This window comes from Pseudomonas sp. MPFS (assembly GCF_022537035.1).
GTDB classification, from domain to species: Bacteria; Pseudomonadota; Gammaproteobacteria; order Pseudomonadales; family Pseudomonadaceae; genus Aquipseudomonas; species Aquipseudomonas sessilinigenes.
In genome coordinates this window covers 3,469,940-3,484,255 of the sequence record NZ_CP066123.1, presented here as the reverse complement: position 1 = coordinate 3,484,255, position 14,316 = coordinate 3,469,940, and the positions used below count along the sequence as shown (strand labels likewise).

Sequence of the window (14,316 nt, the reverse complement as noted above, 5' to 3'; positions counted from 1 at the left end):
TGCTATTTGATCGAGGGAAAGATAAAATGAAAGTGCTTATGGCGTTACGGATATGCGGCTATATTTTCGGCTTCAGCCTATTCCTTACTGGCTGCCAGGAGGAGAAGCGATCGGAAGAGGCACCGCGCCCCGTTCGAGTAGTCATCGCAGAGCCTGCTGTTATTGGCGAAGAAGTTGCGCAAACAGGGGAGATTCGCGCGCACATCGAGACCGATCTCGCTTTTCGTATCCCGGGTCGCATTGCGACTCGTAGCGTAGATGTAGGAGCCAATGTTGCCAAGGGCCAAGTTTTAGCAGTCCTCGATCCAAACGATGTGCAAAATGAGGTACGGATTGCCGAAGCAGAAGTGCGTAGTGCAGAAGCGGCAGAAGAGTTTGCCAGGTCGGGACTTGAGCGACAGCGCATGCTATTCGATAAGCAGTTCGTGGCCCGTGCCCGGGTGGATGAGGCCGCGGCCAACTGGCGGGCAGCCAATGCTCGGCTCAATGTTGCGAAGACTGGACTGCTGACTGCGCGCAACAAGTTGAGCTACACCGAGTTGCGGGCACCCGACGCCGCCATCGTCAGCGCGGTGATGGTCAATAACGGCCAGGTGGTCGATGCCGGTCAGTTGGCGTTCAAGCTCGCCTCGACCCAGGAGCGTGACGCAGTCTTCAACGTCTCTGAGCGCCTCTACACATCGGTGGTCTCTGACGTAAAAGTCGAAGTCGCCCTTGTGTCAGACCCCAAGATCAAGGTCATTGGCTCTATTCGTGATGTCAGCCCAACTGCAGATGCCGCCACCCGTACCTATCGGGTGCGCATTGCGCTGCCGCAAACCCCACCCGCCATGACCTTGGGCGCCACCGTGACAGGCCGTCTGCTATTGCCTGGCAAAGCCTTATTCATTCTCCCCGCCTCGTCCTTGACTAGTGAGGATGGCAAGCCGGCAGTCTTCATCGTGCAGCCTTCCGATCACACGCTTATCCGTAAACCTGTCGTTGTCACACGCTTTACAGCGACACAGGCACTGGTAGAGTCCGGATTGACCGAAGGCGATGCCGTGGTAACAGCTGGGGTCAGCAAACTCCGGACAGGACAGAAAGTTGTCTACGATGCCGCCGAGGTGAGCCAATGAAGCCGAACACAACACCTCCAGAAGATCAGCGCGGGTTCAACCTATCCGCCTGGTCGATCGGCCAGATGCCACTGATGTTCTTTCTCATGCTGGTGACCCTAGTGGGGGGGGCGATCAGCTATTCCAAACTGAGTCGCAACGAAGACCCGGCCTTCACCATCAAGACTATGGTTGTATCAGCACGATGGCCTGGGGCAACCATCGATGATACAACAAAACTATTGACTGATCGTCTCGAGAAAAAACTTGAAGAGACGCCTTACCTCGATAGGCTAGATAGTTATACGCGCCCGGGCGAGACCGTGATCATGGTCAATCTGCGTGATGATGCTCCGGCAGGAATAGTCCCTGATGCCTGGTATCAGGTTCGCAAGAAGATGGCTGATGTGAGCACCACTCTGCCCAGTGGCGTGCAGGGCCCGTTTTTCGACGACGAATTCGGCGACACCTACGGGCAGATCTTCGGCTTCACCGCCGAGGGTTTCTCCGACCGTGAACTGCGTGACTACCTCGAAGGCGTGCGTGCGGAGCTGCTACGGATTCCTGGAATCGGCAAGGTTCAGTTGCTAGGGGTACAGGAAGAGCAGATCGTCATTGAGTTCTCCCCTGGCCGGCTGGCAGCCTTCGGGCTTGATGAAGAAGCCGTCCTACGGGCCTTGAAAGCACAGAACGCGGTTATACCGTCTGGCACGGTGCGACTAGCCGAAGACAAGATAGCACTGCGCGTCAGCGGCGGCTTCGCCTCCGAAGAGAGCCTGCGCAATGTGACGCTGCGGGCAAACGAGCGTTTCGTGCCCCTCACCGAGCTGGCCACTGTCCAGCGAATTCCTGCCGACCCGCCAGCCCCGCTGTTCCGGGTCAATGGCGAGAAAGCCCTCGGCCTTGCCATCTCGATGGCCTCGGGCGGCAACCTACTCAATTTCGGCGAAGCGGTTCGCACCCGCATGGATGAGGTCAAGGCCTCCCTGCCCCACGGTATCGAGATGATCCAGGTCGCCGACCAGTCGACAGTCGTGAAGCAGGCTGTCAGTGGTTTTCTGACGGTCCTAGCCGAAGCGGTGGCGATCGTACTGGCCGTATCGTTTGTCTCACTCGGTGTTCGTGCGGGCTTGGTGGTCAGCCTCTCGATCCCTCTGGTTCTGGCCATGACCTTCATCGGTATGGAGTTGACAGGCATCGGCCTGCAACGCATCTCACTTGGCGCGCTGATCATCGCCCTCGGCCTGTTGGTGGATGACGCGATGATCACCGTCGAGGCCATGGTCGGCAAACTCGAAGAAGGCTGGAACCTCAGACGGGCCGCGAGCTTCGCCTATGAGTCAACCGCATTCCCGATGCTGACAGGTACCCTGGTGATGATCGCCGGGTTCATCCCGGTGGGGTTCGCCGCCTCGAGCGCGGGTGAATACTGCTACTCGATGTTCATGGTTGTACTGATCTCGCTGTCGGCTTCCTGGGTGGTCGCGGTACTGTTCTCTCCTTTGCTCGGAACCCTGATCCTGCCCAAGTCGCTGCCCCATCACGGGCATGGCGGCGGACGCCTGATGAACGCCTACGAGCGGGCGCTGGCCTGGGCCCTCAAGCATCGGGCGCTGACCCTGGGCTTTGCCGGCGCGGCCTTCGTGGCGTCGCTCGGCGGGGCAAGCTACCTCGAACAGCAGTTCTTCCCGCCCTCCGACCGCCCCGAGCTGCTAGTCAGCTTGACGCTGCCGCAGAATGCCTCGCTGGATGCAACCATACGCCAGGCCTCAAAACTCGAGGAGTTGCTGAAGAATGACCCGGATGTCGAGCGCTTCTCCACCTACATCGGCTCCGGTGCCATTCGCTTCTATCTGCCCATGGAGGTGCTGCTGCAGAACGAGAACGTCACCCAAACTGTAGTGGTAGCCAAGGGGGTCAAGGAGCGTGATGCGTTGCAGGCCAGGCTGGCTGCGGCATTCAAGACCCAATTCTCCGGGCTTATCGCGCGTGCGACGCCACTGGAACTAGGCCCACCGGTGGGCTGGCCACTTAAGTACCGGGTCACCGGCCCCGACCAGGACAAGGTACGTGATATTGCCGCACGCCTGGCCAATGTGATCTCCACCAACCACGACACCCGAGAGGTGCATCTGCTGTCCGGTGAGCCACAACGCAGCGTCCGGGTCGAAGTCGACCAGACTCAGGCGCGTGCACTGGGGCTTTCCTCGGAAGACATCGCCAGTGCCATGGCAACGATCTTTTCCGGCTCGGCGGTCACCACGGTACGCGACCAGGAGCGGCTCATCGATGTAGTGATCCGCGCACAAATCGGCGAGCGCACTAACTTGGCCACCCTCGCCAATCTCCAGCTGCGCACGGCCGACGGTCATAGCGTTCCCTTGACGCAGATCGCCAAGCTCAGTTTCGGCGTGGAAGACCCCATCGTCTGGCGCCGCCAGCGCCTGCCACTGATCACCGTACAGAGTGACATTCGCGAAGGGCTCGAGGCGGCCACTGTGGTCCAGGCACTGGCGCCCGCCGTGGCACGGTTCTCTGCCGAGCTGCCCAAGGGCTACAAGGTTGAAGTCGGCGGCGCGGTCGAGGAAGCGGCCAAGGGCAGCAAATCTCTCGCCGCAGTGCTGCCGCTCACAGCACTGGTGATGTGCGTACTGCTGATGGTGCAACTGCGCAGTTTCTCGCGCATGTTTCTGGCGTTGGCAATGGCTCCATTCGGGCTCATCGGTGTGGTTCTGGCCATGTTGCCGACGGCAACGCCCATGGGCTTTGTCGCGCAGCTGGGGGTCATCGCCCTAGTGGGCATGATCGTGCGCAACGCGATCATCCTGATCGAGGAGGTCGACATCAACATGCGGCTCGGCCAATCCCCTTCCGAGGCTATAGTGCACGCCTCGATGCACCGGGCCCGGCCGATTTTGTTGACCGCCTGCGCCGCTATCCTCGGCATGATCCCGATCGCCCCGCAGATATTCTGGGGCCCTATGGCTTATGCGGTGATTGGTGGATTGGCCGTGGCGACAATAGTGACCCTGACGGTCCTGCCCTGTGGCATTTCCTTGCTGCTTCAGTGGGAAAACCGGACCAGGCGAGCACAAGAGTCCCCCCCGGATACTGTTCATGAAGAACCCGCCACCGGCGCATGAACCTTCCACTGTAGACCCACTGCTGTATGGATGATGGCGCTGGGTCGATCATGAACATCGCATTGCCTTGATGAGGCAATGCGATGAATGTCCCCCTGCTCCTGTGAACCCGATGCAGATTCACAGCCCCCAAAAGCAGCGGTGACGCTCCCCAGGTATCGGCCAGAGCTGGTCAGTGCGCCCCACCAGGGAGCGCTTGTCTCATCCAGCGCGTGCGCGGCAGCGTCACGCAGCCCAGGTAGATCGACCGCGGTACAGGCGTCAGTTACTGCTCTGCTCTTGCAAGGGAGCACTCGTTGCGAACACCTGGGTGGCGGCCGCGATGTCCTGATCACCGTAGCCCATCAATACCCCGCGTTGCGCTACCTGGCACACAGCGTCGAATACCGGCGTCCAAGCGCCTTGTGCCTGTAGGGATTGGGCTATGTAGGCAAAGGCACCCGCATGCACGTCGAACCTGGCCTGATCGCCCGCAAAATCCCCTGTTTCGAGCCGGCGTACTGCTTCCTCGAGTGCGTCGGCGATGAAAAAGCGCGACGTATCGAGCAGGCGTCGGGGCGTCGCCGTGCTGCACAGGCCAAATCGCGCGCTCGCCGCCACGGCCTCGAAAAACGTGACCATGGCGGCGAATGCATGTGCGTGAAGCACGGTTGCAAAGGCGAAGGCCTCTTCCCAGGGAAGGAAGCTTGCATGGCCGGCGAGGACTTCAAGCAGCGCCCGATGCTGTTCGAAGGCTTCACGGTTGCCGGTATGGATGCAGTGACTTTCACGATGACCGACATTGCGCGGGTAGGCCACGATCATCCCTTTGAGATAGTGACCGCCCGCCTGACTGATGAGTGCCTGAAGCTCCCGGCTCTCTTCTTCGGCGCTGGTGGTGTAGTCGACGATCGTGCGCTTGGCCAGTGCACGCGCCACCCCCGCCATCCCCAGCACCTCAAGTGTTGCCTGGTGGTCCAGCAGCACGAAGACCGCCACCGGGCTGGCGTCGAGCGCGGCCTCGACAGAGTCGTAGGCGGCCACCAATGCCGTTGCCTTGCCGGGTGATCGATTGTAGAGCGCTACGCGTTTGCCTTGCTTGAGAAAAGCTTGCGCCATGATCGTGCCCATGGCGCCCAGTCCGACCATGGAAACCTCAAAGTCGAAGCTTGCTGCATTTTGTTCGTGCACAGCCAGATCCTCATGGTTGTTGTTTTATCTGATCAGTGGAGTTGTCCGGGCAGCCAACGGGGTGGCTGTACAGACCTTGGATTAAAGCAGGTTCTGTGAGCGCGCCCAGTCCGTTGCGTCACTCAAGGTCCGCTCGAATGCGCTGAAGATGGCGTCGACATCGTCCTCTGTCGTAATCAGCGGCGGGCAGAAAGCGACGGTGTCGTATATGGAGCGAATGATCAGCCCATGCTTGTGGGCCTGCTTGAAGATGTAGCTGCCCAGGATTCCCGGCTGGCTGAACGGTTGTTTCTGCGCCTTGTCCGCCACCAGCTCGATCCCGCCCACCAGCCCTACTCCGCGCACATCGCCCACCAGGGGATGGTCTGCGAAGGCTCGCAGCCGACTCTGGAACGCAGGAGCCAAGCGCTGGACATGACCGACCAGATCGCGCTCTTCGATGATGCGGATGTTTTCCAGCGCCACGGCAGTGGCGATCGGATGACCGCTGGTGGTCAAGCCGTGCACGAACGAGCCCAGCCGACCGCTGTGGCTCAGCAGAATGTCGTGGATGGCATCGGACACCAGCAAGGCCGCCAACGGCTGATAGGAGGATGTCAACTGCTTGGAGAGCACCATGATATCGGGCTGGATGCCATACAGTTCGGAGCCGAACATCCTGCCCAGCCGGCCAAAGCCGGTGACGATCTCGTCGATCACCACCAGGATGTCGTAGCGCTTGCACACCGCCTGGATCGCCGCCCAGTAGCCCCTGGGTGGGGGCAGCACGCCGCCTGCGGCGATCACCGGCTCGCCAATGAATGCCGCTATGGTCTCCGGCCCTTCAGCCAGGATATAGCGCTCCAGTTCGTCCGCCAGGCGCGCCGAGAATACCTCCTCGGTTTCCCCTGGCCTGGCAAAGCGGTAATGGTTTGGGCAGGTCAGATGGTGTACGGGAATCGCCGGCAGATCGAAGTCGCGATGAATCGACGGAATGCCGGTCAGGCTTGCGGAGGCGACGGTGGTGCCGTGGTAGGCCTGCTGGCGAGAGATGAATTTCTTCTTGGCCGGCCTGCCCAGTGCGTTGTTGAGGTACCAGACCACCTTCATCACCGAATCATTGGCTTCGGAACCTGAGTTGGTGAAGAACACATGGTTCAAGTCACCGGGGGCGAGTTCGGCCAGCTTGGCCGCCAGCGCCGCGGCCGAAGCATGGGTCTTGTGGCTGAAATTGTGATAGTACGGCAGCTGTTTGAACTGCTCCATGGCCGCATCGATCAGGCGTTGTTCGCTGAACCCCAATGCCGTGCTCCAGAGACCCGACATGGCTTCGATATAGGCGTCGCCCTAGTCATCGATGACCCGTATGCCATCCCCCTTGGCAATGACAAAAGGCCCTGTCTCTGGTGTTGTGCCAAGTTGGTATAGGGATGGATCAGTGAAGACAGATCGTTCTGCACCGTTGCAGTGACATTTTTCATTGGCTCATTTTCCTCCTGCGAGCGATTGGCGATTGAACAGCCCTCATCGCAGCACGGGCATCGGCACGTGCTGCCCTGAGGTCCCGCCCCCTTATTGGCCTAGTGCAGCGGCGACCGATTCGGCGAAAATCCTCAAGCCTTCTGCAAGCTGATCCGCGGGGGTGTTGATCGGTGGCATCAGCTTGATGATTTCGCCGTTCGGGCCGCAGCGGTCCGCCAGGAGGCCGGCCCGAAGCGCACGCTGCTGGGCATCCTTGGTCAGCGCAACCTTGCCACGGCCGAAGTCGATACCGGCCACCATGCCGCGGCAGCGCGCACCGGCAACGCCAGGAATCTCGGCGATATCGGCAACCCCTCGTGCCATGAGCGCGACGTTGTCGGAAAGTGACTTGAGGAATGTTTCATCGTGCCAGTAGCCAAGCGCGATCTGCGCGGTCAGAAACGCCAGCTGGTTGCCGCGGAAGGTGCCGATGTGATCGCCCGGCTGCCACACATCCAGTGCTGAGCGAATCAGTACTATGGCCATCGGCAGCCCGAAGCCGCCGATGGATTTGGCACAGGTCACCAGGTCCGGCTGGATGCCGGAGCGCTCGAAACCGAAGAAATCTCCAGTGCGCCCGCACCCGGCCTGCACCTCATCGCAGATCAGGATCACCCCGTGGTCGGTGGTCCACTGGCGCAGTCGTTGCAACCAACTGTCCGAGGCCGCATATACACCCGCCTGGATCTGGACCGATTCCACGATCACCGCCGCGGGCAGTTCCGATCCGCTGCCCTGGTCATTGGCCAGGCGCTCGAGGAAACCGATGCTGTCGAATTCGCCGTACGGGCTGTCTTCGTAGGGAACGAAGATCACCTCGGAGGACAAACCGGCGCCGCGCCGAGTGCGATTTCCGGTGACCGCCAGGGCCCCGGCGGTCATGCCGTGGTAAGCGCCATAGAAGGAGACGATCTTGGTCCGCCCAGTGGCCTTGCGCGCCAGTTTCAGCGCGGCCTCAACGGCATCCGCACCGGTCGGGCCGGTGAACTGGACCTTGTAGTCCCAGCCTCGTGGCACGAACAGGTCGCGCTTGATCGACTCCAGGAAGCGCCGCTTCATGCTGGTGTGCAGGTCCAGGGCATGGGTCACCCCATTGGCCGTCAGGTATTCGATCAAGGCATCGCGCATGCGCGGGTCGTTGTGGCCGTAATTCAGGGCCCCGGCGCCGGCGAAGAAGTCCAGGTACTCACGGCCATCCTCAGCGTGGACCTTGCTCCCCAGGGCCGTATCGAACACCAGCGGCAGGTCGCGGCAATACATCCGGACGTTGGATTCGAGCTCTTCAAAGGTCTCAATGTTGTTCATGCATAGCCTCTTGCAGTTGTCCGGGCGCAGCCGGCAGGCGGCTTGCCCGGGGGGTCACGATGTCTTGGGTCAATCAGTGCTTGAACATCACATGCCGCACCAGGGTGTAGTCTTCCAGGCCGTACATGGACAGGTCCTTGCCGTAGCCGGACAGCTTCACGCCGCCATGGGGCATCTCGCTGACCAGCATGAAGTGGGTGTTGACCCAGGTGCAGCCGTACTGCAGGCGAGCGGCCAGCCGATGAGCCCGACCGATATCCGCGGTCCACACCGAAGACGCCAGGCCGTAGTCCGACTCATTGGCCCAGGCCAACGCCTGAGCTTCGTCCTCGAACGCCGAAACCGTCACCACCGGGCCGAATATTTCACGACGCACCACCTCATCTTCCTGGGTCGCACCGGCCAACACCGTGGGTTCGAAGAAGTACCCGGCGCCCGCCGCGCGCTGGCCGCCGGTCACCACCTCGATATGCGGCAGCTCCAGGGCACGCCTGACAAAGCCCTCGACGCGCTCCAGATGTTCTTGAGTGATCAGCGGGCCCATCTCGGTTGCCGGGTCGTCCTGCAGCCCCGTCTTGATGCTGGACACCGCTTCCCCGAGCTTGCGCACGAACTGCGGGTACACCCCCTTCTGCACATAGAGGCGACAAGCCGCAGTGCAGTCCTGCCCGGCGTTGTAGAAACCGAAGGCGCGGATGCCCTCGACGGCGGCATCGATATCGGCATCATCGAAGATCAGCACCGGTGCCTTGCCGCCCAGCTCCATATGCATGCGCTTGACGCTGTCGGCCGTGCTTTCGATGATCCGGCTGCCGGTGCTGACCGAACCGGTCAGGGACACCATGCGCACCTGCGGGTGACCGGTCAGTGGCTCGCCCACCGAGGCACCGCGCCCGTGAAGGATATTGACGACGCCAGCGGGGAAGATTTCGGCAAGCAGTTCTCCCAGCTTCAGGCTGGTCAGTGGCGTCTGTTCCGACGGCTTGAGCACCACGGTATTCCCCGCGGCCAGAGCCGGGCCGAGCTTCCAGGCCGCCATCATCAGCGGGTAGTTCCAGGGTGCGATAGAGGCCACCACGCCCACCGGATCGCGACGGATCATCGAGGTGTGGCCCGGCAGGTACTCGCCTGCCGCCGAACCCTGCAGGCAGCGAACCGCACCCGCGAAGAAGCGGAACACGTCGGAGACGGCCGGAAGTTCGTCTTGCAGCACAGCGTTGAACGGCTTGCCGCAGTTGTCCGATTCCAGGCGCGCGAATTCCTGCGCGTGGGCATCGATGCGCTCGGCCAGCTTGAGCAGCAAGGCCGCACGGTCTTTGGGGGGGGTTTGCGACCAGCCGGCAAAAGCGGCGCTGGCGCTCTGCACCGCCGCATCGACCTGGGCGCGACTGGCCTCGCGGGTTTGCACCAGCACCTGGCCCAGGGAGGGGTTGTACACGGCCAGGCTTTCGCCTTCGCCCACCACGAGAGCACCATTGATCAGAAGTTTGGTTTGCATATCCATTCTCACTATTGAACGGCAAGGCCAGTAGCTGGCCTTGGGTCTATTGATGGAGCATTCGCTTGTAACGGAGTCCCCAGCTTGGCAACTCCGCCATCCGCCAGTTCTCTATGCCAGGGCATCCGGTACGGGGCTGCGGAAGAAGCTGGTGCGACACGCCAGGTAAACCACGCCCGCGCCAAGCCAGATGCCCCCCATGATCAACGCGTCCTTATCCAGGCTGACCAACATCCAGCCTGTGGTGATCGCACCGATGATCGGCAAGATCACACCGCGCAGGAGTCCGGCGCCGTCCTTGACTCCCGCATCGAAGGTCAGCCGCAGAGCACACAGGTTCACCGCGGTAAAGGCGACGAAGGCCCCGAAGTTCACCAGGGACGTTGCAGTGGCAATCGTCAGGGCGAAACCCACGGTGCCGAACGCACCGGAAAGCAGGATGTTGAACACCGGTGTCCGGTAGCGAGGGTGCAAGACGCCGAAGAGCTTGCGTGGCAGCTGGTTATCGCGACCGAGGGCGTACAGCAGTCGGCCCACACTGGCCTGGAACGACAGCCCTGCGGCGAAGTGGGCGATGATGATGCCCGCCAATACCACCGCGAAGAACAGATCCCCGCCGATCATCCGGGCGATCTCGAACGCCGCGCCGTCCACGTTCGCAAACGCCATGGCGGGATGTGCCAGGTACATGAAGTACGAGGAGCCGACGTACAGCACGCCGCCGATCAGGGCGACCAGCAGGATGGCCCGTGGAATCGTCCGGCTCGGGTCCCTGGTTTCCTCGCTCAAGGTGGACAGCGCGTCGAAGCCCAGAAACGAGTAGGCGGCAATTGCGGCGCCGGCCATGGTCGTGGCAAACGGCACATCCTGATTGAAGAACGGCTTGGCCGACAGCAGTCCGCCAGGGCCATTGGCCGCGACGATGTAGTGCCAGCAAAGACTGATGAATACGGCAATGATCGCCAGCTGGATCACCATCAACAATATGTTGAACCGGTTCGCCACCTGGATGCCCAGCACATTCAGCACCGTGCTGAAGACAATGAACCCAAGGATCCATACCCACTGCGGCACATCGACAAAAGCCATGCTCAGGTAACTGGCCCCCAGCAACCAGATCAGCATCGGGATGAAAAAGTAGTCGAGCAAGGCCGCCCAGCCCACCATGAAGCCGAGATTCGGACTCAACATCTTGCGGGTGTAGGTGTAGGCCGAGCCGGCCGCCGGGAATACCTTGACCAGGCGCCCGTAGCTCAACGCAGTGACAATCACGCCAATCGACGCAATGGCATAGGACAAGGCCGTGGTGTTGCCGCTGGCTTGGGAAATCACGCCATAGGTGCCAAAGACGATCAATGGCGCCAGGAACGCCAATCCGAAGAGCAGAACGGAAAACGGGCCCAGGGTGCGCTTCAACGAGGCGCCGGAGTTTGCTTCGCTCATGATCGACACTCCTCAACCGGCAAAGTCGTAGGCGGCAGTGATGATTGCGTGATAGGTCTCCACGCTCATTTCCTTGGCATTGCTGGCATCCGAGAAATTCTTCTTCGACTTGTCGGCAATTGTCAGGAAGTCTGCTTCACGCACCCCTTTCACCTCGGCAAAGCGAGGAATGCCCAGGGTCTTGCTCATCTGGAACAAGTAGTCGACAGCCGCCTTGGCGGCATTGGCGGGTGAGAGGCTGGGGTTGATGCCAAGCGCGTAGGCGACCTGGGCATGGCGCAGAACATCCGCATCCAGGTTGTGGCCGAATACGAAGGGCAGGAAGATCGCATTGCCCACGCCATGCGGCGTGTCGTACATGCCGCCTATGGCCTCGGAAATACAGTGCACGCTGCCCACGTCGGCATTGCCGAATGCCATGCCGGCGATCAGGCTGGCCACCAGCATCTGCTCGCGGGCTTGCAGATTGTCCGGCTCCTGGACGGCCGGCTGCAGGTACTGGCTGATCAGGCGGATGGCATGCAGGGCCAGGCCGTCGCTGATCGGATTGGACACGCGGCAGGTGTAGGCCTCGATGGCGTGAGTCAGGGCGTCCATACCGGTCGCAGCGGCAATCGACGGCGGCAGCGTGTTGGTGATGTGCGAGTCGAGCAGGGCCAGCACCGGGCCGATCCGATAGTCCAGCAGGTTCATCTTGAAGTGGCGCGCGGTATCGGTGATCACCGAGAAGCACGTCACCTCGCTACCGGTGCCCGCGGTGGTAGGGATCGCCACGATGGGCAGCCCCCCATGGGTGAGCTTGAAGGAGCCCTCGTAGTCCTCGATCCGGCCTTCGTGGGTCAGCAGCACGCTCAGGGCCTTGGCGGCGTCCATCGCGCTGCCTCCGCCGATGGCCAGCAGGCCATCGATGCCTTTTCCACGATAGGCCTCGGCCTGGTGATTGATGTCTTCGCTGCGAGGGTTGGCCTTGACGTCCGAGATCTCCTCGAAGGCGATGCCCGACTGGTCCAGGCTGGCATAGACGCTGGTCAACAGCCCTGCGGCCTTGACCCCGGCATCCGTGACGATCAGCACGTGCTGCAGACCGAGTTCACGCAGATGCTCGCCGGTGCGCTCGCGCAGGCCAGGTTCCATGACGACTTTGGTGGGGAGTAGGAATTGGAATTTCATACAGACCTCTTGCCGGTAAGGCTCAATTTTTTGTCGTTTTTAAAGGTTCTCGGCAGCAACAGCGGTGGGCCATACCGCCAGCCCAAGCCCCCAGCGATAGCAGTGCTGGGGGCACGTCCTGGGTGATGTCTGCAGCCCGTCAATGCAGACCGGGCAGCCGTTGCACCGCTCACCGAAAGGCATCCGGCGACCTCTGTGCAACGGCTTGAACATGAACCACTTCGGATGACGTACTTGTTGTTATTCAATGTGCAGGGGTAGCGCATCATCAGGGTTCGGCGTCAGCGGTCGTGGCCTCCTGTCGGGCCTGCTCGCGCAGGACGAATTTCTGGATCTTGCCGGTGGCCGTCTTCGGCAACGCCATCAGCGACACATGCCGCGGTGCCTTGAAGTGCGCCAGATGCACTCGGCACCAGCGGATCAGGTCCTCGCCACTGGTGCTGGCCAGGGCGTCGTCGCGCAGGGTGACGAAGGCCTGCGGGGTTTCGCCCCAGCGCGCATCGGGGCGCGCCACCACCGCGGCCTCGATCACCGCCGGGTGCAGGTAGAGCACCTCCTCGATCTCCAGCGAGCTGATGTTCTCGCCGCCGGAAATGATGATGTCCTTGGCCCGGTCCTTGATTTCCACATAGCCGTCCGAGTGCAGCACGGCCAGGTCACCGGTGTGCAGCCAGCCGTTGGCCAGCGCGCTGCGGGTGGCCTCCGGGTTGTCCAGGTAGCCCTTCATCACGGTGTTGCCGCGCACCACCAGTTCGCCCAGGGTGGCGCCATCGGCCGGGACTGCACGGCCCGTGTCCAGATCCAGCACGCTGGCCTCCTCGAGCATCGGGTGAGCCACGCCCTGGCGGCTCATGAAGCGGGCCCGGGCTTCCAGGGGCAGCTCGTCGATGCCCGGCTGCCACAGGCACAGGGTGCTGGGGCCGTAGCTTTCGGTCATGCCGTAGGCATGGGTGATGCTGAAGCCGCGAGCCTCCATCGCGGCGATCACCGCGCTGGGCGGCGCCGCCCCGCCGGTGATCAGCGACACGCTCGCGGCCTGTGCAACACCGGCAGGCTCGGCATGGATCAGCATCGACATCACCACCGGTGCGGCGCTCATATGGGTCACCGCGTGCTCGGCGATGGCGGCGTGGATCGCATCGGCCTGCACCTTGCGCAGGCACACATGAGTGCCGCCGGACAGGGTCACCGCCCAGGTGTGGCTCCAGCCGTTGCAGTGGAACATCGGCAGGGTCCACAGGTACACGCTGCGCGGACCGAACTGAAACACCAGCGCCCCGGCACAGGCATTGAGGTAGGCGCCGCGGTGATGCAGGACCACGCCCTTGGGATCGCCGGTGGTGCCGGAGGTGTAGTTGATGGCAATCGACTGCCACTCGTTCTGCGGCGCTGCCAGTGGCCGACCAGGGTCGCCCTGGGCCAGGAAGCTTTCGTAGTCCAGGACGTGGGCCAGCTCGCCCCCCTCAGCCTGGCTGTCCTCGATCCCCACCAGCAAGGGCGGTGATTCGAGCATGGCCAAAGCCTGCTGGGCCAGCGCGCCGAACTCGCGATCGCAGATCAGCACCTTGGCCGCGCAATGGCGCAGGATGAACGCGATGCTCCGCGCTTCCAGGCGAATATTGATACACACCAGCACTGCCCCTGCGCCGGGCACGCCATAGTGCGCCTCGAGCATCTCGGGAATGTTCGGCGCCAGGATCGCCACCCGCTCTCCCGGCTGTACCCCGACCTGCTCCAGGGCGCTGGCCAGCAGGCAGCTGCGCTGATGCAACTGGCGGTAGCTGTAGCGCCGCGCGCCGTAGATCACGGCATCGCGTTCCGGGTACACCTGCGCGGCACGCTTGAGGAACGACAGCGGCGACAACGGCACATGGTTGGCCGGGTTGGGGGCAAGCTCGTGCTCGAAGGTCGACGTCATCATGACCCGCACTCCATCGAGACCTTGCCCGGGCATCGCACACACATACACACCTCCTGACCGCTGCGGGTT

9 protein-coding genes are annotated in these 14,316 nt (G+C 62.1%); 2 read left to right on the top strand and 7 right to left on the bottom strand.

Features of this window, described 5'->3' with window-relative positions; genetic code table 11:
- Positions 1-26: 26 nt before the first annotated feature.
- A complete protein-coding gene (locus I9018_RS15885; protein ID WP_068583054.1) occupies positions 27-1,118 on the top strand; it encodes an efflux RND transporter periplasmic adaptor subunit in 1,092 nt (363 codons plus the stop codon).
- Positions 1,115-4,240: an efflux RND transporter permease subunit gene (locus tag I9018_RS15880; RefSeq protein ID WP_241110069.1), complete on the top strand. Its 3,126-nt coding sequence runs from the start codon at positions 1,115-1,117 to the stop codon at positions 4,238-4,240. The genes I9018_RS15885 and I9018_RS15880 overlap by 4 nt, the downstream gene beginning before the upstream one ends.
- Before the next feature lie 261 nt (positions 4,241-4,501).
- On the opposite strand, the gene I9018_RS15875 is transcribed toward I9018_RS15880, so the two are convergent.
- From I9018_RS15875 to I9018_RS15845, 7 genes are all read right to left on the bottom strand, one after another.
- Entirely contained in the window at positions 4,502-5,368 is an 867-nt protein-coding gene (locus I9018_RS15875) for an NAD(P)-binding domain-containing protein (RefSeq protein ID WP_346780109.1), read from the bottom strand.
- A gap of 123 nt (positions 5,369-5,491) precedes the next feature.
- A complete protein-coding gene (locus I9018_RS15870) occupies positions 5,492-6,715 on the bottom strand; it encodes an aminotransferase (RefSeq protein WP_241110067.1) in 1,224 nt (407 codons plus the stop codon).
- A 246-nt stretch (positions 6,716-6,961) separates the two neighbouring features.
- Entirely contained in the window at positions 6,962-8,215 is a 1,254-nt protein-coding gene (locus I9018_RS15865) for a diaminobutyrate--2-oxoglutarate transaminase (protein WP_241110066.1), read from the bottom strand.
- Between the two features lie 73 nt (positions 8,216-8,288).
- Positions 8,289-9,713, bottom strand: a complete 1,425-nt coding sequence (locus I9018_RS15860; protein ID WP_241110065.1) for a gamma-aminobutyraldehyde dehydrogenase — start codon at positions 9,711-9,713, stop codon at positions 8,289-8,291.
- A gap of 111 nt (positions 9,714-9,824) precedes the next feature.
- Complete coding sequence (locus tag I9018_RS15855) at positions 9,825-11,156, bottom strand: APC family permease (protein ID WP_241110064.1); 1,332 nt, start codon at positions 11,154-11,156, stop codon at positions 9,825-9,827.
- Between the two features lie 12 nt (positions 11,157-11,168).
- On the bottom strand, positions 11,169-12,326 hold the full coding sequence (locus tag I9018_RS15850) for an iron-containing alcohol dehydrogenase (protein WP_241110063.1): 1,158 nt from the start codon (positions 12,324-12,326) through the stop codon (positions 11,169-11,171).
- Positions 12,327-12,594: 268 nt separating this feature from the next.
- Positions 12,595-14,247 carry an AMP-binding protein gene (locus I9018_RS15845; RefSeq protein WP_241110062.1) on the bottom strand — a complete coding sequence of 551 codons (1,653 nt, stop codon included), beginning with the start codon at positions 14,245-14,247 and terminating at the stop codon, positions 12,595-12,597.
- Positions 14,248-14,316 lie beyond the last annotated feature (69 nt).

Bases quoted from the DNA above. Each gene is read 5' to 3' on its own strand.
- I9018_RS15880 (WP_241110069.1), top strand. From the start codon at position 1,115: ATGAAGCCGAACACAACACCTCCAGAAGATCAGCGCGGGTTCAACCTA.
- I9018_RS15875 (WP_346780109.1), bottom strand. From the start codon at position 5,368: ATGGTCGGACTGGGCGCCATGGGCACGATCATGGCGCAAGCTTTTCTC.
- I9018_RS15850 (WP_241110063.1), bottom strand. From the start codon at position 12,326: ATGAAATTCCAATTCCTACTCCCCACCAAAGTCGTCATGGAACCTGGC.
- I9018_RS15845 (WP_241110062.1), bottom strand. From the start codon at position 14,247: ATGATGACGTCGACCTTCGAGCACGAGCTTGCCCCCAACCCGGCCAAC.
- I9018_RS15855 (WP_241110064.1), bottom strand. From the start codon at position 11,156: ATGAGCGAAGCAAACTCCGGCGCCTCGTTGAAGCGCACCCTGGGCCCG.
- I9018_RS15860 (WP_241110065.1), bottom strand. From the start codon at position 9,713: ATGCAAACCAAACTTCTGATCAATGGTGCTCTCGTGGTGGGCGAAGGC.
- I9018_RS15885 (WP_068583054.1), top strand. From the start codon at position 27: ATGAAAGTGCTTATGGCGTTACGGATATGCGGCTATATTTTCGGCTTC.
- I9018_RS15865 (WP_241110066.1), bottom strand. From the start codon at position 8,215: ATGAACAACATTGAGACCTTTGAAGAGCTCGAATCCAACGTCCGGATG.
- I9018_RS15870 (WP_241110067.1), bottom strand. From the start codon at position 6,715: ATGTCGGGTCTCTGGAGCACGGCATTGGGGTTCAGCGAACAACGCCTG.